This window comes from Pantoea sp. GL120224-02, from assembly GCF_900215395.1.
Taxonomy (GTDB): domain Bacteria; phylum Pseudomonadota; class Gammaproteobacteria; order Enterobacterales; family Enterobacteriaceae; genus Pantoea; species Pantoea communis.
The window spans coordinates 1-20,341 of record NZ_OBEC01000015.1; the positions used below are offsets into that span (position 1 = coordinate 1).

Genomic DNA, 20,341 nt, shown 5'->3' on the forward strand with positions numbered 1-20,341 from the left:
AATGCCGCACTCTTCTTTCCGGCAGCACCAGCCCTGGCGCCATCGCCATTATCTCTTCCATTATCCGCGGTATTTTTCCCCCTGAGATGCCCGGTAGCAGGCTCAGATGACTTCTCAGATACAGTGCGGACTGCTTAAAACTCATCTGATAAGGTTCCACGCCTTTCAGGCTGTACGCCATCTGCGCCATCATGAACCTCAGAAGGTTATAGGCCAGGACCACGCCCCACAGCTCCTGACGCACAAGTTCTGGCTTTTTGCTTCTCAGCGTCAGCTCATTATTCAGCAGGTGTTGTTTCATCTCGCGGAACCCATGCTCTATTTCCCAGCGATGGCCGTATAAGTCCACGACATCTGCTTTGGGATACCTCAGGGGGTCGCACATGGATGTCAGGATTTGAACCGTTTTTCCGTTGAGCTCTTTGCTGATAAGCCTCGCCGTCAGCGTATCTGTAGCACCCTGCCATTTTTTCTTCGCCTGCGGCGACAGCTGTAATTCCACCAACTCCTGCCCGGCTCCTAAGCTACGGACTACACGGTACTGTGCTCCTTTGCGCAGTGGCAGCATCCAGTGTCTTTCCGTTCCCGCCGACTGCCAGGCGTGCAGCAGACCCAGTGCATAAAAACCTTTATCAAAGAGGGTCAGAGAGTAGTCGGGGGTCTGTGGGATAAGCTGAGCGGCAAGATCGGCTTCGCCGGCAGCTGAGACGCTGTCGAACGCGGCTGCTGACAGCAGGTGACTGGTGACTTCCATCTGGCAGACCATGCGCACCTGCGGCCACTCAGAGCACTTATTCGTATTGGCCGTTCGCCCGAAAGCGGCATCATTTTCTGGTGTGTCAGGGGGGCGCCATACGGTGCCATCCACCGCCATCAGCGTCAGTCCGTTCCAGTGCGACAGCGGTGTCTTTTCAAACCAGAGGCGCTGCGTTTTCTCAAACATTAACCGGATAACATCTTCTCCAAAACGCTGCCGGGCCTGCACAACCGCGCTAGGCGCGACAAAGGGCCTTTTCCCCGGCAGAAGGATATCCAGATGTGAGACGAGCTGGGTCATCGAATGGGAGCGAAAAAGTGCCATGCCGGTCACAGCCCAGACCATCATTTCCATCGATAACCGGCGCTTTCGTAACGTCACTGTGCCGGTATCAGCAAGACACTCATCAATGAGCTCAGGAGAAAGGAGATCAGAAAGCGTCGAGAATTCCTGAGGCGTAAAGTGATGAACGATATCGAGAGCCTGACTGAGAAGCATAAAAAAATCCGTAATCCCTGAGAGATTACGGATTTTTGCAGAACTGCCAGATCGTTCAACCGATCATTTTTGTCTTAACTGATCGGCATTACGCCTCGACGGGGTTTTTTATTTCCGTTAACCGGCGACGACCACCAGTTTTTGATTCGCAAACTCCTTCAGGCCAAGATCGGACAACTCCCGTCCATAGCCTGAGCGTTTCACGCCACCAAACGGCAACTCCGCGGCGGTATCGCTTTGAGAGTTGATAAACACCATACCGGTCTCGATCTGCGATGCCATGTTGCGCCCACGCAAAATATCGCGCGTCCACACTGAACCGCCCAGACCGTAGTGCGAATCATTGGCCAGTGCGATGGCGGTGCGATCGTCAGCCACCACATAAACCTGTGCCACCGGTCCAAAGAACTCCTGGTAATAGGCGGGATTTTGCGGTGTGAGGCCAGTCAGTATCGTTGGCTGATAATAACAACCCACGCCTTCTATCACTTTTCCGCCCAGTTCAACATGCGCACCCTGCTTAACCGCATCCTCAACCTGTTTCACTAAACGGTCGCGAGCCTCTTTCGATGAAAGCGGACCCAGCGTGGTGCTTTCATCCAGTGGATCCCCCGGTTTGGCCGATTGCAGGGCCGCACTAAACTTCACCATAAACTCCGTCGCGATTTTTTCGTGCAGGATAAAGCGCTTCGCTGCGGTACATACCTGACCACAGTTACTTAATCGCGCCTGCGCGCCCTGGCGCACGGCTTCGTCAATATCGGCATCGTCCAGCACCACGAATACGTCATTGCCGCCTAACTCCAGCGTGGACTTTTTCAGATGCTTTCCGGCCTGCTCCGCCACAGCGCTACCGGCACGTTCAGAGCCCGTTAGCGCGACACCTTGCACGCGCGGATCGGCAATTAGATCGGCGACTTGTTGATTAGAGATAAACAGATTGCTCCACGCACCCTTTGGCGCACCCGCTTCTTCAACCAGTTTTTCGAAGACATCCGCACAGTGCGGCACAATATTGGCATGTTTCGCCAGAACCGGATTTCCCAATGCCAGATTTGGCGCCAGCACGCGCATCAACTGGTAATAAGGGAAGTTCCAGGGCTCGACGGCGACCACCACGCCAATCGGGTGATACTCAAGCCAGGCATCGCCCACCGTGCTGGGATAAGGTTGTGCCTGTAATAAGTGAGCCGCATGTTCGGCATAGTACCGAGCGATCTGCGCGCAGATTTTTACTTCCCCCCGGCTTTGACCAATTAACTTGCCCATCTCACGACTGGCAATCTCAGCTAATTCGTCAACGCGCTGATCAATCAAATCGGCCAGTCGGTGCAGCACCTGCAGACGTGGCTGCATATCGCCTTTACACCACGTAGAGTGGTAGAGTTCGTCAGCCGCGCTGAGTGCCTGCTGCATATAGGTGTCATCGTGATCAGGCCAGGATTTCAGCAACTGATTATTGGCCGGGTTGATGCTTTGGTAGGCTGACATAAAGGGCTCCTTGGCAGAAAAAATGACAAAGGCGGGACATGCCCGCCTGCGTGTTAAACGTTTTTACGCTCGACTGTTTTGTCGTCCCACGTCAGAACGTCCTGATCGGTCTTATCAAAAGCGCGGAGCAGCACATCGTCGCTACCTTGCTGACGCCAGATTTCTTCCGCGAGTCGTTCGTCATAATTCGCCACCTCAAAAATGGCTTCAGCAATTTCAGGTGAGGTGTGGCGCAGCGTGGCCCATTCGCCCACGTGGTGAGCTTTCGACTGTTCTGTGGCCATAAAGGTCTCCTGTTGTGGATTTATCCTTGCAGTTTTACCGCCAGTCCGGCGACGTATTGGCCCTGATAGCGGGCAATTCCCAGTTCTTCTGCTGACGGTTGGCGTGAGCCGTCACCGCCCGCAATGGTGGTGGCGCCATAAGGCGTGCCGCCGCGTACCTGAGAAATATCGAAAAGTTCTTTGGTGCCATAACCGATGGGGACGATAACCATGCCGTGATGGGCGAGGGTGGTCCAAACGGAGGTGATGGTTTGTTCCTGGCCGCCACCGGTGCCGGTAGAGGCGAACACACTGGCGAGTTTGCCGTACAGCGCGCCTGAGGCCCATAATCCGCCGGTGCGATCCCAGAAATTACGCATCTGACCGGCCATATTGCCAAAGCGGGTTGGCGTACCCACGATGATGGCGTCGTACTGGGTTAAATCTTCAGGTTTTGCTTCAGCCGCCGCCTGATTCACCTTGCCGCCCACCTGCGCAAATCTCTCCGCATCCATGCTTTCCGGTACACGAAGAATGGTGACTTCCGCACCGCTCACACTCTTTGCGCCTTCAGCCACGGCTTGCGCCATGGTTTCGATATGTCCATACATTGAGTAATAAAGCACCAAAACTTTTGCCATGGTTTTCTATCCTGCTGAGGGTGATGAGTATTCAGAAGTATAGAAGAGACTGCGTAAGGTGCCGGAAGGGAGGATAGATGGATACGTCTAGCGCTGCGCTTTTAACCCGGCTAACCGCTTGTAAGCTGGATGTTAATCTGGTTTATGATAGAAAAATAAGTGAATTATATGTTTCAAAGTATGAATATTAGCCGAATATCAGACTGGCCTGGCTATCCTTTTATCAGGTGGCGCGAATACTCCGCCGCCTTGCTTTTCACCACATTGGATGAAAAGGCCTAACCACAGATGCTCAATCCCTGGAGGAAATGATGGCACAACATCGTGGAGGATCAGGCAATTTCGCGGAAGATCGCGAGAGAGCCGCGGAAGCCGGTCGTAAAGGCGGAAAAAATAGCGGCGGTAATTTCAGGAATGACCCGCAACGCGCTTCCGAAGCAGGTGAAAAAGGGGGACGCAGTCGCAGCAAGAAATAATGTGATTGTGTTTGATCCCCCCCTCCGCCGGGTTCTCCCGGCGGTAACAAAGATTGCTTTTCCCCTCCTGACCAGGCAAAAATGATCGCCAATCGATTATTGTGGTGCGTTATGTCTGCTTCAAATTCCCGTCTCAGCCTGCGTATTACGCGTCAGGAACTCGTTCTCATCTTCATTACCATGGTTTGGGGTGGCACCTTTTTAGTGGTGCACCGGGCGATGGCACATTCCGGTCCCTTTTTCTTTGTGGGGCTGCGCTTTGCCACGGCATCGTTATTGCTGGCCTTTTTCTTCCGCCGTTATCTGAGGCACATGACATGGCTCGAAGTGAAAGCCGGTGCGTTGATTGGCCTGTCGATTGCGGGTGGCTACGGCTTACAAACCTGGGGGATGCAAACCATCTCCAGCAGCCAGTCGGCGTTTCTGACCGCGCTATATGTGCCGGTGGTACCGTTACTGCAATGGGTATTTCTGCGCCGTCCGCCAGGGTTAATGGCATGGATTGGCATTATGCTGGCGTTTACCGGTTTAGTGCTGGTGGCCGGGCCACAAGACGGTAGCCTGACGTTGAACGCGGGCGAGATAGCGACGTTACTCAGTACACTGGCGATTGCGGCTGAAATTATTCTGATCAGTCGCTTTGCAGGCCAGGTTGATGTGCGTCGCGTGACGCTGATCCAACTGATGGTCGCATCGGCTTGCGCTTTTGTCTTTATGATCCCTAATGGCGAATCGGTCCCAACGATCTCAACGCCATTGCTATTGAGTGCGCTGGGTCTGGGTGCGGCCAGTGCACTGATTCAGGTGACAATGAACTGGGCGCAGCGCAGCGTGTCACCGACGCGGGCTACGGTGATTTACGCCGGTGAACCGGTCTGGGCAGGGGTGGTTGGACGGATTGCGGGTGAACGTTTACCGGCCGCTGCCTTGTTGGGCGGTGTGCTGATCGTTTGTGGGGTGATCGTCAGTGAGCTACGACTTCGCCGCAAGAAAGCGGTGCCTGAGCAGGCACCGCTGGAGCCTTAAGGATGCTGTCGTGCCGCCTGGTTTGCCAGCGCGGCACCCCGACGTTTAAGAATGGCATTAAGAATAATGGCACCGAAGGTCGCGGTGCCAATTCCGCCAATGGTAAAACTGCCGATCTTTAAAGCAAAATCGCCAGCACCCAGCACTAACGTGGTGGCCACCATGATCAAATTGCCGTTCTGACTGAAATCAACGTTGTTTTGCACCCAGATCCGCGCACCTGCCACGGCAATTAAACCGAATACCACAATAGAGGCACCGCCAATCACCGGGCCGGGAATGGTATGGATCAAGGCACCAAACTTCGGTGAAAAGCCGAGTATCAGCGCAATCACTGCTGCCGCGACAAACGCCAGTGTCGAATAGACTTTGGTGACCGCCATTACGCCAATATTCTCGGCGTAAGTTGTCACGCCGCTGCCTCCCATCGAACCTGACAGCATGGTGGCGAGGCCATCCCCGACAAACGCACGTCCCATCCAGGGATCAAGATTGCGTCCCGTCATACCGGCGACGGCTTTAATATGCCCAAGATTTTCAGCCACCAGAATGATGGCGACAGGGGCAATCATCACTATCGCCTGCATATCAAATACCGGCGCGGTGGTGTGTGGTAAACCAAACCAGGGCGCACTGGCGACACCGCTAAAATCGACTGGCTTACCGAGGCCAAACACATTGGTGAGCAAGGCGTAGATCGTCCAGGCGACAATCAGGCCAACCAGAATCAGCAAGCGCTGAACCAAACCGCGTGTGAAGACCGCGACCACGCCAATGCACAGCACGGTCATGACGGCCATCCAGCTATCGAACATTGATGCTGATACGCCATGGACAGCAATTGGTGCCAGGTTCAGGCCAATTGCCATCACCACTGCACCCGTGACGACAGGGGGCATGAGCCGCTCAATCCAATCCGTACCCACCTTCATAACGATCAGGCCAATGAAGGTATAAAGCGCGCCGCAGGCAATGACGCCGCCTAGCGCCAGCGACAGATTAGGGTTCAATCCCTGGCCGTTGAATCCGGTCACCGCGATAATCACCCCGACAAAGGCGGCGCTGGATCCAAGATAACTCGGCACGCGTCCGCCAGTGACCACAAAGAACAGCAGCGTGCCGATACCGGAAACCAGAATCGCCAGGTTGGGGTCGAGTCCCATCAACAACGGCATTAGCACCGTCGCGCCAAACATTGCTACAGCATGCTGCAGGCCCATGACAAACGTCTGCCCGAACGGCAGGGTTTCATCCGGTGCAATCAGCCCATCTTCGGTCATGGCTGACTTTTTCTGCCAGCGGGGGAACCAGGAATTCGCCATCGTTTTCTCCAGGATATCGGTGGAACCGGACCGCGCAGAGCGGCGTTAGCGGGCGTCCTGCCGTAAAAGGTGATGATATCCACGGTCAAACCACGCCAGGCCATGGGAATCATCGTTATGTACCAGCGCAAGTGCTTCACACATCAAAACGTCGTGTGTGCCAACACTGACCACCTGGGTGATTTTGCAATCGAACGACACGGTGGCACCCTCCAGCAGCGGTGAACCGCTGGCCAGCGTGTGCCAGTTAGCCGCAGCAAAACGCTGATCCATCGGCGTTTTACCACCAAACAGTGTCGAAAGATCTTCATGACCGGCCGCCAGGGTGTTGACGCACAGATAGCCATTGTCCCGAAAGGTCGGCCAGACTGAGGCCGAACGATTCAGACACACCAGCAAAGTGGGCGGCGTATCCGTCACGCTGCAGACAGCAGATGCGGTGAATCCGGCGCGACCAGCCGGACCGTCGGTGGTGATAATATTGACCGCCGCCCCCAGTCGTGCCATGGCATGGCGGAAAGCATCGCGATCTACATTCGGTACAAGCGGCAGTTCAAGCACACTCATGGTTTCACTCCTCTGTTCAACTGGCGGCGCGCTGTGCAGGTGCAGCCGTTTCGGCCAGCCACCCCAGCAGCAGAGCGTTAAACTTATCGGCATCGGTCACGCTCATCGCATGCCCGCCCCACGGCATCTCAATCAGACTGCCATTCGGCAGCGCCTGGGCCAGTTGTGGAGAGCAGCTCCACGGCACCAGCAGATCGTCCTGGCTACAAATGGCTAACACAGGCTGATGAATCCGCGCCGCATGCGTACGGAAATCACTGTTCATTAATGCATGCAAGCGGCGCAGCAGATTTTCCATGCCCTGAAAATGGGTCACGTGATGGGCATCTTCAGCGGTGATGCGCGCCTGATGGCGCGCCAGCCATTCAGCCGGATAGAGGAACAGTGGCTGCGCTCGCACGAAGGCTTCAACGCCTACGTTGAGCAGGAGATCCTGCCGCACCTGGAAGCAGCGTTGCGTATGAGGATCCAACGAGAGCCAGCCATTAATCACCACGACGCGGCCGACACGATCGGGACAATCCAGCGCCAGCTGCAGGCCAATCAGGCCACCCAGTGCGTGGCCAATAATGTCGTAATGGTGAATGTCATGCTGCGCCAGTAGCTCAGCCAGTTCGGCGGCCATCATCGCCATACTGTAGCCTTCAGGCAGCGTATCGGCACTGCGACCGGTACCGCGCTGATCGTAAGTTACCACGCGATAATGGGGAGCGAGCGCCGCCAGCTGGGGTTGCCAAAAGCCCGCCACGCCACCCAGGCCGGACGACAGCACCAGTGTTGGCGCGTCGGCAGCGGTTAAACCATGAATCTCAAGGTGCATTACGCCTCCTGCGGCCCGATGTGCGCGACGCTGGCAATTTCAATCAGCGCATCTGGTTTAACCAATCCACACTGAATGCAAAAGCGCGCGGGTTTGTCGCCGGGGAAATACTCGGCGTAGACCTGGTTAATCGCGGCGTAATGGCTCCAGTCGGTGAGGAAAATAGAGTTGAAAGTGACGTCACTCATGCTGCCACCGGCGGTCTCGATCACCTTTTTGATGGTTTCCAGTACGTGTCGGGTTTGTGCCGCGGCATCGCCGACGTGGACGACATTGTTACTGGCATCGAACGGTAGCGTGCCTGACACGTACACCACGCCATCGGCCAGGGTTCCTGGCACAAAGGGCGCAATCGGGGTGCCGCTGCCGGCAGGAATAATCACACTTTTAGGCATCGTCGCAGTTCCTTATCGTTATGGTTTTGCAGGTGAGATGGACCCTAAGCTTTCAGAGCTTCACAAAAAGTGTCCGTGTCGCTAACCCAGCCAAAGAAGGTTTCGATGTTGAAAATCGCCGCTTGTTGGGCAAATGCCGGTCCGGCCTGATAAGTGGCGTCTTCCAGCACCACGCCAAAATATTCGAGGAAGAAGCCATCGCGCAGTGTCGACTCAACGCACACGTTGGTGGCAATGCCGGTGAACATCAGGTGGCGGATACCGCGGCTGCGCAGCATGCTATCGAGTGGCGTATTGAAGAAGCCACTGTAGCGCGGTTTGGGCAGCACGATGTCTCCTGCCTGCGGCACCAGTTCATCCACCAGCGCATAATCCCACCCGCCTTTCGACAGCAGCGTGCCCTGTAACTCCGGGCGCTTACGCATGGTTTTCAGTGCATTCGATTTATGGAAGTTAGGCGAGCCGGCATCACCCGCTTCAACGTACTGGTCATCCCAGCCGTTCTGGAACCAGATAATCTGCATGCCAGCGGCGCGCGCCGCGGTTACCGCCTGATGAATTTTGGCGATCACTGGCTTTGTGGCGGAGACATCAAAACCAGCAAGATCCAGATAACCCCCTTCGGTGGCATAGGCATTCTGCATATCGACGACGATTAAGGCGCTTTGCGTCGGCGGCAGTGCAATCGCTTCTGGTCGGGCGGGCAGGGTGATATTGGACAAACTCGACGTATGGGCGCAAGTCACGGTACTCATCAGGCAACCTCCTTCTGCGAAGTGATAACGTTTTGACGACACTGCATTAATGGCTGGATACGCTCACCGAAATCTTCAATACCTTGCAGGAAGTCATCGAAGGTCAGAAGCACGCCCTGTGTGCCGTCAACCTCAGCGACTTCATCCAACATTCGTGCCACATTGGCGTATGAACCCACCAGGGTGCCCATATTGATGTTCACGGCTGATGTGGGATCGGCCATCTGACGCACGTTGGTGTCGCTGCCGGACTTGGTATCCTGCTGACTTTGTGTGGTGAGCCAGGCGAGCGCTTCTTCATCAGCACCCGCTTTGTAATGCTCCCATTTGGCGCGTGCGGCTTCGTCGCTTTCGGCAGCAATGATCATAAACAGCACATAGGAACCGACATCCCGTCCGGCTTTATCTGCTGCGACTTTCATGCGGCTGGCGGTCGGGGCGAAGGCGGTAGGCGTGTTGACCCCTTTACCGAAACAGAAGTTGTAATCGGCATGCTGCGCGGAGAATGCCATGCCGGCATCGCTCTGACCGGCGCAGATCACCTTCATCGGTTTCTGCGGTTGCGGGCTCACGCGGCAGTCGTTCATGGTGAAAAATTCACCCTTGAAGTCACTCTGACCGGTGCCCCATAAATCGCGCAGCACGGTGACGTACTCGGTGAGGTATTGGTAACGGCTGGAGAAGTATTCATCACCCGGCCACAATCCCATCTGTTCGTATTCGGGTTTCTGCCAGCCGGTGACCAGATTGACACCGAAACGACCATTGGAAATCGAATCGATGGTGGCGGCCATGCGCGCCACAATTGCTGGGGGCAGCGTCAGAGTGGCTGCCGTGGCATAGATTTCAATTCTTGAGGTCACCGCCGCGAGCCCCGCCATCAATGTGAAGGATTCGAGATTGTGATCCCAGAATTCGGTTTTACCCCCGAAGCCGCGCAGTTTGATCATCGAGAGCGCAAAGTCGAAGTGATAATGCTCGGCCTTCAGCACAATCTCTTTATTCAGTTCAAAAGTCGGTTTGTACTGCGGCGCATGGGTGGAGATGAGCCAGCCATTATTGCCAATCGGGATAAATACGCCAATTTTCATGTGAAACCTCTCTGCATTGAACGGGCATTGCTCTACGCGCTGCACTGCTTCCTGCACGCATCCTGCGAGCGGCGCTCAGTCACAAAACTGCAAAGCCTGTGCCACATTTTTAAATACCTTGTACAACAATGTGTTAAAACCCATGGAAGGATGAAAGTGGAGTGGTTGGTCTAAATCAGACCGTTTGGTCAAAACTTTTTGCACGTTTTTCATGCGCACGGTGGTCAAAAAAGGTGCAGGGAGAGCGATTAGGCAGGAAAGAGGGGCTTTGTTATGATGCGAACAGGCAGGATTGAGGAGGTAACAGTGTGAAAAGCGATGAAAAACAACCGGGCCGACGTTCACGTGCCGTTGCCGCAAAACGGGCTGCGATACTGGAAGCGGCGTTAAGCTTCTTCTCGCAGTTCGGTATTCACGGTACCAGCCTCGATAAAGTGGCAGAGCGTGCCGACGTCTCCAAGACCAATTTGCTTTACTACTATCCCTCAAAAGAGGTGCTGTATATCGCGGTTCTGAAGGAGATCCTTGATGTCTGGCTGGCTCCACTGCGCGCACTGCGCCACGATCAGGACCCACTGACCGCCATTCGGAAATATATCCGTCTTAAGCTGGAGGTGTCGCGCGATCACCCGCAGGCCTCGCGCTTGTTCTGTCTGGAAATGCTCCAGGGTGCGCCGTTACTCAAAGGTGAACTGGCCGGGGATTTAAAAGCGCTGGTGGATGAGAAGGCGGCGATCATCGAGCAGTGGATTGCGGAAGGGCGGTTAGCCGGGGTGCAGCCGCAGCATCTGTTTTTCCTGCTGTGGGCCACCACGCAACATTACGCGGATTTTGCGTCACAGGTTGAGGCGATCACCGGCCAGACCCTGAGTGACCCGGAATTTTTCGAGCAAACGCTGGAGAATGTACAGCGCATGATTATTGAAGGGATCCGCGTGCGTTGATCCCGCTTTAACCAGGAGAGTGCATGGATTCGCTATCACAACTGACGTTGGGCGCGGCGGTCACCGTCGCGGTGATGGGCAAGCGCGTGCCGCTATGGCAATCGGCGCTGGTGGGTGCGATTGCCGGCACCTTGCCCGATCTGGATGTGTTTATCGATCATGGCGATGCGATTCGCAATATGACGCTGCATCGAACTGAGAGTCATGCGCTGATATGGCTCACGCTAGTTGCGCCTCTGCTGGCCTGGCTGATCGCAGGTGCAACACGCAGTCGCTCCCACTGGCGCGGCTGGTGTCTGGCAATTTGGCTGGCCCTGATCACGCATCCGTTGCTTGATCTGACAACGGTGTACGGCACGCAGCTGGGGTTGCCGTTTACCGATTTCCCCTACGCGATTGGCAGCATGTACATCATCGATCCGTTGTATACCTTGCCGTTGCTGATCGCGCTGGGGGTGGCGCTATGGCGGCGTGATGGAGTCGGACTGCGCTGGAATCAGGCGGGTTTGCTGATCAGTACGCTGTATCTTGGCTGGAGCATGGTGGTGCAGGGCGTGGCGACGCAGCATATCGATCGTGATTTAACTGATCAATCCATCAAGCCGCAGCAGGTGCTGGTGACGCCAACGGCATTTAATACCCTGGTGTGGCGAACCGTGATTATGACCCCCGATCGTTACGGTGAGGCCTATTGGTCACTGTTGTCACCCGATCGAGCACTGGAAATTCATTGGCACCCGCGCAACCCGCAACTGTTCGATGCGTTTAAAGGTGACTGGTATGCCGAGCGGGTGGCGTGGTTCAGCCATGGTTTTTACGCCATGCGCCAGCAGGGTGAAGAGACCTTGATTTCGGATTTAAGGATGGGGGAAGCACCCAATTACACCTTCACCTTCAATCTGGGATCGGCACATGTTCCCGAACCGGCACCAGAAAGGGAGCCTTCTGTGCGACCTTCACTGGCGCAGGCATGGCATAAATTACGCGAAAGGTTATAAAAAAAAAAGCCCCGAGCATTCGGGGCTTTTTGTCGGCAGTGCTATCAGGCTTTACGACGACGTAACAACCAGCCCATGGTGAGAATGACGAACCACAGCGGCGTGACCATCAACGCCTGACGAGTATCATCCTGCAAGGTCAGCAAGACAATTACAAAGGCGAAGAACGCCATGCACACCCAGCACATCAGCTTGCCCAGCGGCATCTTGAACTTCGACTCAGCGTGACGTTGCGGATGCTGTTTGCGGTAAGCCAGGTAGCTGCACAGGATGATGGTCCAGACGAACATAAACAGAATCGCCGATACCGTGGTGACCATGGTGAATACCGTCATCACATCGGGGATCAGGTAAATCAGCGCAACGCCGCACAGTAGGCAGAAGCAGGAGAAAAACAGCCCGGTGGTGGGAACCGCGCGTGCCGACAGGCGGCCAAATGCTTTGTGTGCCACGCCTTGTTCTGCCAAACCGTACAACATACGGCTGGTGGAGAAAATGCCACTGTTAGCGGATGATGCAGCAGAAGTCAGCACCACGAAGTTAACGATGCTGGCGGCGGCGGGTAATCCGATCAGCACAAACATCTCAACGAAGGGGCTGCGGTCCGGCATGACCTGATTCCACGGCGTCACCGCCATGATCACCAGCAGTGCCAGAACGTAAAACATAATGATACGCACCGGAATAGCGTTAATCGCACGTGGCAGCACCTTGTGCGGATCTTTGGTTTCCGCTGCGGCCGTGCCGACTAACTCAATGCCGACGAAGGCAAACACCGCAATCTGGAAGCCAGCAAAGAAGCCGCTCAATCCTTTCGGGAACATACCACCGTGATCCCAGATATTGCTCAGGGCTGCCGCGCTGCCGCTGGGCGAAGGATAATGCATGCTCACCAGCACGATGCCAGTCACGATCAGGGCAACAATCGCCACGATTTTAATAATCGCGAACCAGAACTCCATCTCACCAAACAATTTCACCGTCGCAATATTGAGTGCCAGGAACACAAATATACACAGCAGTGCACTCATCCAGATGGAGAAGTCGGGGAACCAGAGTTGGAAATAGGCACTAATGGCCACCACATCGGCAATGCCCGTCACCACCCAACAGAACCAGTAAGTCCAGCCGGTAAAATAGCCCGCCCACGGGCCGAGTAAATCGGCGGCAAAATCGCTGAAGGATTTATATTCGAGATTAGAGAGCAGCAATTCGCCCATTGCGCGCATCACGAAGAACAGCATAAAGCCGATGATCATATAAACGAAAATGATCGAGGGGCCGGCCAGGCTGATAGTTTTACCTGAGCCCATAAACAACCCGGTGCCGATCGCGCCACCGATGGCAATCAGTTGGATATGGCGGTTATGTAGATTACGCTGGAGCTTATCGGGCTGCTCGGCCTCGATAAGCGCCTCTTTGGATTGATCAACCATAAATATATCTTTCCTGTTTTGATGTTGTGTCAGCTCTACTGGCTGTTAGATAACGTGCCGTTTGATAGGGCAAGTGGCATAAGATAGTGGAAAGGTTGCAACTCTCGGTAATTGTTTTTTTACAATTGTGACCTTTTGCGGGGTTTACTCTGTCAGTAAATATTTACATGGCATAATCCACGGTGAATTTGCGTAAATCTTCAGCAATTAAGCCTTTTCTGCGTTATCTCTCCATTTTGCCACCTACACTTACGTCTTCTTTTTATGAGTAAACGTGAGGTGTGATGCGCGCATTATTAGCGATTGCTCTGTTGGCATTATGTGGCTGGTGGAGTTTGCCGTGGCTGAAAACGCATCTGCCGCCACAGTGGAATCCATTTACACCGCTGTCGGTGACTGACCCTCCAGGATGGATGATGCGCTACAAATTGCAGCGCCTGGGTCACGATCCTGCGGCATGTATGGCGGTGATGCATCGAGCCAGTCAGCAGGGGTGGGTACAATTTCGCGCCGTGCCAGCACTGCAAGGTGATTGCCCTATTGACCAGCCTTTGCGCGTGAGTGGTTTTGGTGAAGTGACATTGAGCAGCAGCTTTCTTGCCAGTTGCCCGATGGCGGTGAGCAGCACAATGTTTGTCCTCAACAGCACTCACGCCCTTCAGCAGGCAGGTATCAACAGCCCGATTCGGCGAATCACCCACGTCGGCAGTTACGCCTGTCGAAATATCTATCATCGCCAGCAGGGGCGTTTAAGCGAGCATGCAACAGCAGATGCATGGGATGTGACTGGGTTTCAGCTTGCAGATGGACGCTGGCTGCAGGTGGCAAAAAACTGGCATCAACCTGAGGATGCGGCTGCAGGGCTTCGCGCTTTATGGCACAACGGCTGTGCGACCTTTGGTAATGCGTTAGGACCGGATTACAACGCCGCGCATGCCGGACATTTTCACCTGGGGATGCGCGGCGCCGGATACTGTCGTTAGTCAGACGGCGGGATTAAGCCCTCGTTTTATCAGGAAATGATTAGCGGGCCAGGAGAATAGAAAACCGATGATCATGGCCAGTTGTAACATAAACCAGAAAGCCACCAGCAATGGATTGATTTGTTGGTTGAGAACAAATTTTAGTGCCAGTGCCATAAAGATAAAAATACCTAATTGATAAATCAGCAGGGGAAACGTTTCGGTTTTAAACGCTAATAATAACGCCCGGCCAAATGAACGTTTTTCACGTTGACGGATAGCCAGGAACTGGAAAAATAAACCCACCACCAGAGAAACAATCAAGCAAATAATTGCCTGCATCCAGAGCGTTGGCATAATGGCGAACTGATTTAGCAAGGTGATTATTGGTAGGGTCATTATGTCGCCAAATATACAGGCCGCGGCAGATAATGAGGTGGAAATAAATATTGTTTGCCAGCTGGCATTACTCTGAATTTTTTGTGGAACCAGCAGCGCAAGTTTTACCTGACGTGAAGGTTTACGGCCCAGATACCACCAGGCTAACCATCCGATGAACGGCATATAGAGGCCGGTCAGCGGCCAGATGATATTCATGATTGCCACCGGATGCGGGTGACGGAAAAGATCTTTTAAGATCATCAGCGCTGTACAACCGCCCAGTACAAGGAAAGGTAATGCCAGCTGGTTCATCATAGTCAGCCCCGTTATGATGCTCGAATACGCATGACAATGCGCCAGTATGGGTGAGGGCGCAACGTCTTCCCCTGAAAAGTCCACAGCGTCATCCCCCGCACATCCTCTAAGCGTAGCTGGAAAAGAGGGTGACGGAAATCACGTTATACCGCTCACTACAGAAATCACTGGGATTAAGAATGAACCGAATAGCCGTCGTCCCACAAATACCGCTATTACTCTCAGTAACCGCTTTCAAAGTGAGTGATTTTAGTTAATGACGATGCTAAAAATTTATCAATCTAATGATGATTTTCGATGAATAGGGTGATTGAAACTCCTTCGGAAAAATCCTATTCTAATAAGGAAGGAGGATTAAAGTTGTGAAGCTGTTGGCAAAATGTATCTGTTTTCAGTTCCCCATAATGGTAACGCGTTGACAACAGGATAGTTATGATTGTTACCCCGCGGGCTGCTCTCATTTCAATCAATATTTTTTCTCTAGTTAATTTATTTTTTGTGTTAATCAGAACGAATAACAAGTTAAAGCGTGAAACAACGCTGAGGCAATAATGACGACCGATAATTATTTCGTCTGGCGTGGCGAAACTGAAAATGAATTTCAGGCGCTGACGGAAGTGATTCAAGTAAAAACGCTATTACAAAAACACATTGAAGCGATGGGTTTCGATTCATTCGCTTTCCTGGTTCAACATCCCGTGCCTTTTACCCGGCCGCGCGTGTTTTTGTTCAGTACTTACCCGGAAAGCTGGGTTAAGCGCTATGAAAGCGAAAATTATTATGCTGTCGATCCGGTGCTGTTGCTTTGTCAGCGGCCGGGACGAGGCGTGGAATGGACGCGGGATTTATTTACCGGTGCCGGTAATTTATGGGCTGAAGCGAATGCGGCAGGGCTCAACAGCGGCTTTTCTTGTTCGGCAATGGCGCCAAATCGTGCCATTGGTATATTATCTATAGCATCATCGCTTCACAGTCAGACTCAACACTTACGCGTTCAGCTAGAGGTGAAACTGCACCTTCTGGCGGAACTGAGTTTGCGCGTGCTGGAGCGGCTAAATGATAGTTCAATGGCGGTTTTATCTAACGATTTTAGTCAACGCGAACTGGAAATTTTGAAATGGACAGCGGAAGGAAAAACTTCTGCGGAAATTTCACTGATTTTAGCGATTTCAGAACATACGGTGAATTTTCACCAAAAGAATATGCAAAAGCGTTTTAATGTTTCCAATAAAACGCAGATTGCGTGTTATGCGGCGGCAATTGGCCTGATATAGCAAAAAGGCAACTACTAATTTTAGTAGTTCCCACTCTTTAGTCAGTTGTCTACCCTGCGCCGGAACTTTGCCAGGCTGGCGCAAAGAAATCATTGCAAACATGGGGATGTCAGGGGCGCATGATGAAAGTAATTCAAACACAGCTTAAGGATATGCCGTCCTCTCTGTTGGCAGAATTAGGAACGTATCGCTATAGCGTTTTTGCGCGGGGTGAAGGTTGGTCTATCCCGCCGCGCTTAAGTACGCCCGGACAGGAGTATGATCGCTTTGATCGCTCCGATGTCACCTGGATGATCGCCTGGAATGCGCGCCAGGGGATTTGCGGCTGTGCACGTTTGTTGCCCTGGCATGAACCAGAAGTGCCTGAAGGCATGGTGCTGCCGTTCGATCAGGAAAAAGTCTGGGAAATGTCACGCTTTTCAGCACGCCTTGAGGTGGATGCAGAACTGCCACTGACGATTTTGTGGCATGCGGTGCAGTTGGCGGAACTCAGCGGTATGGAGTACCTGATCAGCTCAGCAACGCCGATGCTGGAAAAAATGTTTGAGCAGCACCACGTCGTGTACGAACCTTTATCACCCGGGTTGATTCAATCTGAGGATAATCTGTTTGCCATTCGTATTCCGGTTCATCAACCGGCACTGGCGGACAAGTATCGTGGCACACGCCGGTTTAGCCCGGAAGAGGTGCTGCCGTCACTGGGTGTTTCAGTGAACTGGCAGTCGCACAGTTGACCACCCCGCGCATTGCGCGGGGCTTCACCGCTTACTGACGGTAGGCGGTTTTAATCTGACGAATGGTGTTGCTGAACACTTCCGCCTGCGGCTTATCCGCTAACGCGCTTTGCACATAGCGCTCCATGTTAATGATCACCTTACCGGCATCCGCCTGACCCATCCCTTTCAGAATCAGCGTCACCATCATTTTCAGGCAAGCGACTTCATCGGCCAATGCCTGGGTATCCCGCGATGTTGAAAAGTCTTCATCACTCATCTTTGACTCCTTGGTGGTGTTACTGAATGTAGACACAATATCTGTGTGTAAAAAACAGAGTATATCATATGGTTGAATGAGGAATTTATCCCAGGCGAAGCGGTGGAGATTAAACCTACATTAAATGGATGTTTGCGTTATTAACAGGCAGGAAGAATCAGGCGTTGAAATTATTTTTATTAAGCAAAGCTCAGCGGTCAATGAAAAGAGCATAAATTATAACATAATGATATTAGTCACAATTTCACATTTTAATTCTTGCATGCTAAGCGTTTCACTCAAAAGATATCTGGGATTGAGCTCAATTTGATGTGTATCATTTCATTTGAGATTTATCTGCGTAGCCAGATGTTTTTTCCCCGGCAAACCCGGTAAGATGGCCCTCCTGAAATATATTTTTCCCCTCACTAACCTGCGGAGTAAGTCCCGTTGATCAGTCTGCTTCTTGTTGATGACCATGAACTGGTACGCGCCGGTATTCGCCGCATACTGGAAGATATGAAGGGATTGGTAATTGCCGGGGAAGTGGCTTGTGGTGAAGACGCGGTGAAATGGTGCCGCAGCAATCCGGTCGACGTGGTGCTGATGGACATGAATATGCCGGGCATCGGCGGTCTGGAGGCCACGCGAAAAATTGTGCGCTTCAATCCTGACATCCGCATTATTATGCTGACCATCCATACCGAAAATCCGCTGCCGGCAAAAGTAATGCAAGCCGGTGCGGCGGGTTATCTGAGCAAAGGTGCGGCCCCGCAGGAAGTGGTGAGTGCGATTCGTTCGGTGCACTCAGGCCAGCGCTATATCGCATCAGATATTGCGCAGCAAATGGCGCTTAGCCAAATCGAGCCGCAAAAAGCCGAATCGCCCTTTAGCTGTTTGTCGGAAAGGGAATTGCAGATTATGCTGATGATCACCCGAGGGCAAAAGGTGACGGAAATTTCCGAGCAGCTTAATCTCAGTCCGAAAACCGTTAACAGTTACCGTTATCGTATGTTCAGTAAGTTGAACATCAGTGGCGACGTAGAGTTAACGCATCTGGCCATTCGACATGGTCTCTATAATGCGGAGCCGTTAATCAGTAGTGAGTGACGTTTTCAATTCCAAAGCCTTTCTAAGCACCGTGACCAGTCAGCCCGGCGTCTACCGCATGTATGACGCGACAGGCACGGTGATCTATGTCGGTAAAGCGAAAGACCTCAAAAAGCGCCTGACCAGTTATTTCCGCACTCAGGTGGGCAGCCGAAAAACCGAAGTCCTGGTCAGTAACATCCAAAACATCGACGTGACGGTGACGCATACCGAAACCGAAGCGTTGCTGCTTGAACACAATTACATCAAGCTCTATCAGCCTCGCTATAATGTGCTGCTGCGTGATGATAAATCCTATCCCTATATATTTCTGAGTGCAGACGCGCATCCGCGACTGGCGATGCATCGTGGTGCCAAACACGCGAAAGGGGAATACTTTGGGCCTTTCCCTAATGGCTATGCGGTGCGTGAAACCCTGGCGCTGTTGCAGAAAGTGTTCCCGATTCGACAGTGTGAAAACAGTGTTTATCGCAACCGCTCTCGCCCCTGTTTGCAATATCAGATTGGCCGTTGCCTTGGGCCGTGTGTAGCGGGTTTGGTCAGCGAAGATGAGTATGCGCAGCAAACCGATTACGTGCGGCTGTTTCTCGCCGGTAAAGATGATCAAGTAATCAACCAGCTGGTCAAACGCATGGAAGAGGCCAGCTATGGATTGCGCTTCGAAGAAGCGGCGCGTCTGCGCGATCAGATTCAGGCGGTACGACGCGTCACAGAGAAGCAGTTTGTCTCCAATCAGGGGGATGACCTTGATGTGATGGGGGTGGCATTCGACGCCGGTATGGCTTGTCTGCACGTGCTGTTTATTCGGCAGGGCAAAGTGCTGGGTAGCCGCAGTTATTTCCCGAAAGTGCCTGCTGATACCGATCTCACCGAAGTGGTGCAAACCTTTGTCGGCCAGTTTTATCTGCAGGGGAGCGAAGCACGCACTTTGCCAGCTGATATTCTGCTGGACTTCAGTCTGCCCGAACGTGAGTTGCTGGCCGATTCCTTAAGTGAATTGGCCGGCCGCAAGGTCAATATTCAAAGCAAACCGCGCGGCGATCGGGCACGCTACCTTAAACTGGCGCGCACCAACGCTGCCACCGCTTTGACAACTAAACTGTCTCAGCACTCCACTATTCAGCAGCGACTGGCGGCGCTGGCCGTCTTTCTCGAACTCGACAGCATCAAGCGCATGGAGTGTTTCGACATCAGTCACACCATGGGTGAGCAGACGATAGCTTCGTGTGTGGTCTTTAACCGCGATGGACCGCTGCGTTCGGATTACCGCCGCTATAACATTGAAGGCATCACGCCCGGCGACGATTACGCCGCGATGAACCAGGTATTACGTCGTCGTTATGGTAAAGCGCTGGAGGAGGACAAAATCCCTGATGTGATTATCATCGATGGCGGTAAAGGCCAGCTGGCACAGGCGAAACAGGTGTTCGCAGAGCTGGATGTGCCCTGGGATAAAGATCATCCCATTCTGCTGGGCGTGGCAAAAGGCACTGACCGTAAAGCGGGTCTGGAAACGCTGTTCTTTGAAGCGGAAGGCGAGGGCGTTTCGTTGCCGCCAGATTCGCCTGCACTGCATGTCATTCAACATATTCGTGATGACTCTCACAATCATGCAATTTCGGGGCACCGGAAAAAACGCGCCAAAGTGAAGAACACCAGTGCACTTGAAAGCATTGAAGGGGTAGGGCCAAAACGGCGTCAACAGCTACTTAAGTACATGGGGGGCCTGCAACCCCTGATGAATGCCAGCGTGGATGAGATTGCTAAAGTGCCGGGGATTTCCTTCGCGCTGGCGGAAAAAATCTACTACTCGCTGAAACACTAGCATTGAAACAGGGGGGGCAATG

Annotated in this window: 22 protein-coding genes; 9 read left to right on the top strand and 13 right to left on the bottom strand. The window is 53.2% G+C overall.

Annotated elements, in window-relative coordinates; translation table 11 throughout:
- The 4 genes from CRO33_RS21705 to wrbA all read right to left on the bottom strand — a co-directional run.
- A partial coding sequence (locus CRO33_RS21705; RefSeq protein ID WP_097119567.1) for an IS4 family transposase occupies positions 1-1,255 on the bottom strand: 1,255 nt, incomplete at its 3' end.
- Positions 1,256-1,372: 117 nt separating this feature from the next.
- A complete protein-coding gene (locus CRO33_RS21710) occupies positions 1,373-2,746 on the bottom strand; it encodes an NAD-dependent succinate-semialdehyde dehydrogenase (RefSeq protein WP_097119568.1) in 1,374 nt (457 codons plus the stop codon).
- 53 nt (positions 2,747-2,799) lie between these two features.
- Positions 2,800-3,030 carry a YccJ family protein gene (locus CRO33_RS21715; RefSeq protein ID WP_038647733.1) on the bottom strand — a complete coding sequence of 77 codons (231 nt, stop codon included), beginning with the start codon at positions 3,028-3,030 and terminating at the stop codon, positions 2,800-2,802.
- 20 nt (positions 3,031-3,050) lie between these two features.
- Positions 3,051-3,650: an NAD(P)H:quinone oxidoreductase gene (wrbA, locus tag CRO33_RS21720; protein WP_034820354.1), complete on the bottom strand. Its 600-nt coding sequence runs from the start codon at positions 3,648-3,650 to the stop codon at positions 3,051-3,053.
- Positions 3,651-3,961: 311 nt separating this feature from the next.
- Here wrbA and CRO33_RS21725 point away from each other — a divergent pair, with 311 nt between their 5' ends.
- Positions 3,962-4,126, top strand: coding sequence for a general stress protein (locus CRO33_RS21725; RefSeq protein ID WP_071845623.1), 165 nt, complete (start codon positions 3,962-3,964; stop codon positions 4,124-4,126).
- 111 nt (positions 4,127-4,237) lie between these two features.
- Positions 4,238-5,152, top strand: coding sequence for a DMT family transporter (locus CRO33_RS21730; RefSeq protein ID WP_097119569.1), 915 nt, complete (start codon positions 4,238-4,240; stop codon positions 5,150-5,152).
- On the opposite strand, the gene rutG is transcribed toward CRO33_RS21730, so the two are convergent.
- From rutG to rutA, 6 genes are read right to left on the bottom strand one after another with little or no spacing between them, the layout of a single operon-like run.
- Positions 5,149-6,474, bottom strand: coding sequence for a pyrimidine utilization transport protein G (gene rutG / locus CRO33_RS21735; protein ID WP_097119570.1), 1,326 nt, complete (start codon positions 6,472-6,474; stop codon positions 5,149-5,151). The two genes, CRO33_RS21730 and rutG, sit on opposite strands and share 4 nt — an antisense overlap.
- Positions 6,475-6,519: 45 nt before the next feature.
- A complete protein-coding gene (gene rutF, locus CRO33_RS21740) occupies positions 6,520-7,041 on the bottom strand; it encodes an NADH-dependent FMN reductase RutF (protein ID WP_097119571.1) in 522 nt (173 codons plus the stop codon).
- A gap of 16 nt (positions 7,042-7,057) precedes the next feature.
- Positions 7,058-7,861: a pyrimidine utilization protein D gene (rutD, locus tag CRO33_RS21745; RefSeq protein WP_097119572.1), complete on the bottom strand. Its 804-nt coding sequence runs from the start codon at positions 7,859-7,861 to the stop codon at positions 7,058-7,060.
- The gene (rutC, locus tag CRO33_RS21750; RefSeq protein WP_058959636.1) at positions 7,861-8,256 is read right to left on the bottom strand and encodes a pyrimidine utilization protein C; all 396 of its coding nucleotides are present in this window, start codon (positions 8,254-8,256) and stop codon (positions 7,861-7,863) included. The genes rutD and rutC overlap by 1 nt, the downstream gene beginning before the upstream one ends.
- A 44-nt stretch (positions 8,257-8,300) precedes the next feature.
- Positions 8,301-9,011: a pyrimidine utilization protein B gene (gene rutB / locus CRO33_RS21755; protein ID WP_097119573.1), complete on the bottom strand. Its 711-nt coding sequence runs from the start codon at positions 9,009-9,011 to the stop codon at positions 8,301-8,303.
- Positions 9,011-10,102: a pyrimidine utilization protein A gene (gene rutA, locus CRO33_RS21760; protein ID WP_058959634.1), complete on the bottom strand. Its 1,092-nt coding sequence runs from the start codon at positions 10,100-10,102 to the stop codon at positions 9,011-9,013. The genes rutB and rutA overlap by 1 nt, the downstream gene beginning before the upstream one ends.
- Positions 10,103-10,410: 308 nt before the next feature.
- Between rutA and rutR the strand changes: the two genes are divergently transcribed.
- Together rutR and CRO33_RS21770 are read left to right on the top strand one after the other, a co-directional pair.
- A complete protein-coding gene (gene rutR / locus CRO33_RS21765; RefSeq protein ID WP_034820328.1) occupies positions 10,411-11,046 on the top strand; it encodes an HTH-type transcriptional regulator RutR in 636 nt (211 codons plus the stop codon).
- 23 nt (positions 11,047-11,069) lie between these two features.
- Entirely contained in the window at positions 11,070-12,044 is a 975-nt protein-coding gene (locus CRO33_RS21770) for a metal-dependent hydrolase (protein ID WP_097119574.1), read from the top strand.
- Positions 12,045-12,088: 44 nt separating this feature from the next.
- Here CRO33_RS21770 and cycA read toward each other — a convergent pair whose 3' ends face one another.
- Complete coding sequence (gene cycA, locus CRO33_RS21775; protein WP_058959632.1) at positions 12,089-13,480, bottom strand: D-serine/D-alanine/glycine transporter; 1,392 nt, start codon at positions 13,478-13,480, stop codon at positions 12,089-12,091.
- Positions 13,481-13,764: 284 nt separating this feature from the next.
- Here cycA and CRO33_RS21780 point away from each other — a divergent pair, with 284 nt between their 5' ends.
- Complete coding sequence (locus CRO33_RS21780) at positions 13,765-14,463, top strand: extensin-like domain-containing protein (RefSeq protein WP_097119575.1); 699 nt, start codon at positions 13,765-13,767, stop codon at positions 14,461-14,463.
- Here CRO33_RS21780 and CRO33_RS21785 read toward each other — a convergent pair whose 3' ends face one another.
- Positions 14,464-15,138, bottom strand: coding sequence for a DUF4396 domain-containing protein (locus CRO33_RS21785; RefSeq protein ID WP_034820313.1), 675 nt, complete (start codon positions 15,136-15,138; stop codon positions 14,464-14,466).
- A gap of 551 nt (positions 15,139-15,689) precedes the next feature.
- Here CRO33_RS21785 and sdiA point away from each other — a divergent pair.
- Together sdiA and CRO33_RS21795 are read left to right on the top strand one after the other, a co-directional pair.
- Positions 15,690-16,412: a transcriptional regulator SdiA gene (sdiA, locus tag CRO33_RS21790; RefSeq protein ID WP_034820310.1), complete on the top strand. Its 723-nt coding sequence runs from the start codon at positions 15,690-15,692 to the stop codon at positions 16,410-16,412.
- 122 nt (positions 16,413-16,534) lie between these two features.
- Entirely contained in the window at positions 16,535-17,146 is a 612-nt protein-coding gene (locus CRO33_RS21795; protein WP_034820307.1) for an acyl-homoserine-lactone synthase, read from the top strand.
- A 31-nt stretch (positions 17,147-17,177) separates the two neighbouring features.
- Here the strand turns inward: CRO33_RS21795 and CRO33_RS21800 are convergent, their stop codons facing one another.
- The gene (locus CRO33_RS21800) at positions 17,178-17,405 is read right to left on the bottom strand and encodes a DUF2594 family protein (RefSeq protein WP_034820303.1); all 228 of its coding nucleotides are present in this window, start codon (positions 17,403-17,405) and stop codon (positions 17,178-17,180) included.
- 429 nt (positions 17,406-17,834) lie between these two features.
- On the opposite strand from CRO33_RS21800, the gene uvrY reads away from it, so the two are divergent.
- Complete coding sequence (gene uvrY, locus CRO33_RS21805) at positions 17,835-18,494, top strand: UvrY/SirA/GacA family response regulator transcription factor (protein WP_034820300.1); 660 nt, start codon at positions 17,835-17,837, stop codon at positions 18,492-18,494.
- Positions 18,487-20,319 carry an excinuclease ABC subunit UvrC gene (gene uvrC, locus CRO33_RS21810; protein ID WP_034820298.1) on the top strand — a complete coding sequence of 611 codons (1,833 nt, stop codon included), beginning with the start codon at positions 18,487-18,489 and terminating at the stop codon, positions 20,317-20,319. The genes uvrY and uvrC overlap by 8 nt, the downstream gene beginning before the upstream one ends.
- The last annotated feature ends 22 nt before the right edge of the window (positions 20,320-20,341 follow it).

Excerpts from the sequence above, each read along its gene's own strand:
- CRO33_RS21710 (WP_097119568.1), bottom strand. The coding sequence starts at position 2,746 with ATGTCAGCCTACCAAAGCATCAACCCGGCCAATAATCAGTTGCTGAAA.
- CRO33_RS21715 (WP_038647733.1), bottom strand. The coding sequence starts at position 3,030 with ATGGCCACAGAACAGTCGAAAGCTCACCACGTGGGCGAATGGGCCACG.
- wrbA (WP_034820354.1), bottom strand. The coding sequence starts at position 3,650 with ATGGCAAAAGTTTTGGTGCTTTATTACTCAATGTATGGACATATCGAA.
- CRO33_RS21725 (WP_071845623.1), top strand. The coding sequence starts at position 3,962 with ATGGCACAACATCGTGGAGGATCAGGCAATTTCGCGGAAGATCGCGAG.
- CRO33_RS21730 (WP_097119569.1), top strand. The coding sequence starts at position 4,238 with ATGTCTGCTTCAAATTCCCGTCTCAGCCTGCGTATTACGCGTCAGGAA.
- rutG (WP_097119570.1), bottom strand. The coding sequence starts at position 6,474 with ATGGCGAATTCCTGGTTCCCCCGCTGGCAGAAAAAGTCAGCCATGACC.
- rutF (WP_097119571.1), bottom strand. The coding sequence starts at position 7,041 with ATGAGTGTGCTTGAACTGCCGCTTGTACCGAATGTAGATCGCGATGCT.
- rutD (WP_097119572.1), bottom strand. The coding sequence starts at position 7,861 with ATGCACCTTGAGATTCATGGTTTAACCGCTGCCGACGCGCCAACACTG.
- rutC (WP_058959636.1), bottom strand. The coding sequence starts at position 8,256 with ATGCCTAAAAGTGTGATTATTCCTGCCGGCAGCGGCACCCCGATTGCG.
- rutB (WP_097119573.1), bottom strand. The coding sequence starts at position 9,011 with ATGAGTACCGTGACTTGCGCCCATACGTCGAGTTTGTCCAATATCACC.
- rutA (WP_058959634.1), bottom strand. The coding sequence starts at position 10,102 with ATGAAAATTGGCGTATTTATCCCGATTGGCAATAATGGCTGGCTCATC.
- CRO33_RS21770 (WP_097119574.1), top strand. The coding sequence starts at position 11,070 with ATGGATTCGCTATCACAACTGACGTTGGGCGCGGCGGTCACCGTCGCG.
- cycA (WP_058959632.1), bottom strand. The coding sequence starts at position 13,480 with ATGGTTGATCAATCCAAAGAGGCGCTTATCGAGGCCGAGCAGCCCGAT.
- CRO33_RS21780 (WP_097119575.1), top strand. The coding sequence starts at position 13,765 with ATGCGCGCATTATTAGCGATTGCTCTGTTGGCATTATGTGGCTGGTGG.
- CRO33_RS21785 (WP_034820313.1), bottom strand. The coding sequence starts at position 15,138 with ATGATGAACCAGCTGGCATTACCTTTCCTTGTACTGGGCGGTTGTACA.
- sdiA (WP_034820310.1), top strand. The coding sequence starts at position 15,690 with ATGACGACCGATAATTATTTCGTCTGGCGTGGCGAAACTGAAAATGAA.
- CRO33_RS21795 (WP_034820307.1), top strand. The coding sequence starts at position 16,535 with ATGAAAGTAATTCAAACACAGCTTAAGGATATGCCGTCCTCTCTGTTG.
- CRO33_RS21800 (WP_034820303.1), bottom strand. The coding sequence starts at position 17,405 with ATGAGTGATGAAGACTTTTCAACATCGCGGGATACCCAGGCATTGGCC.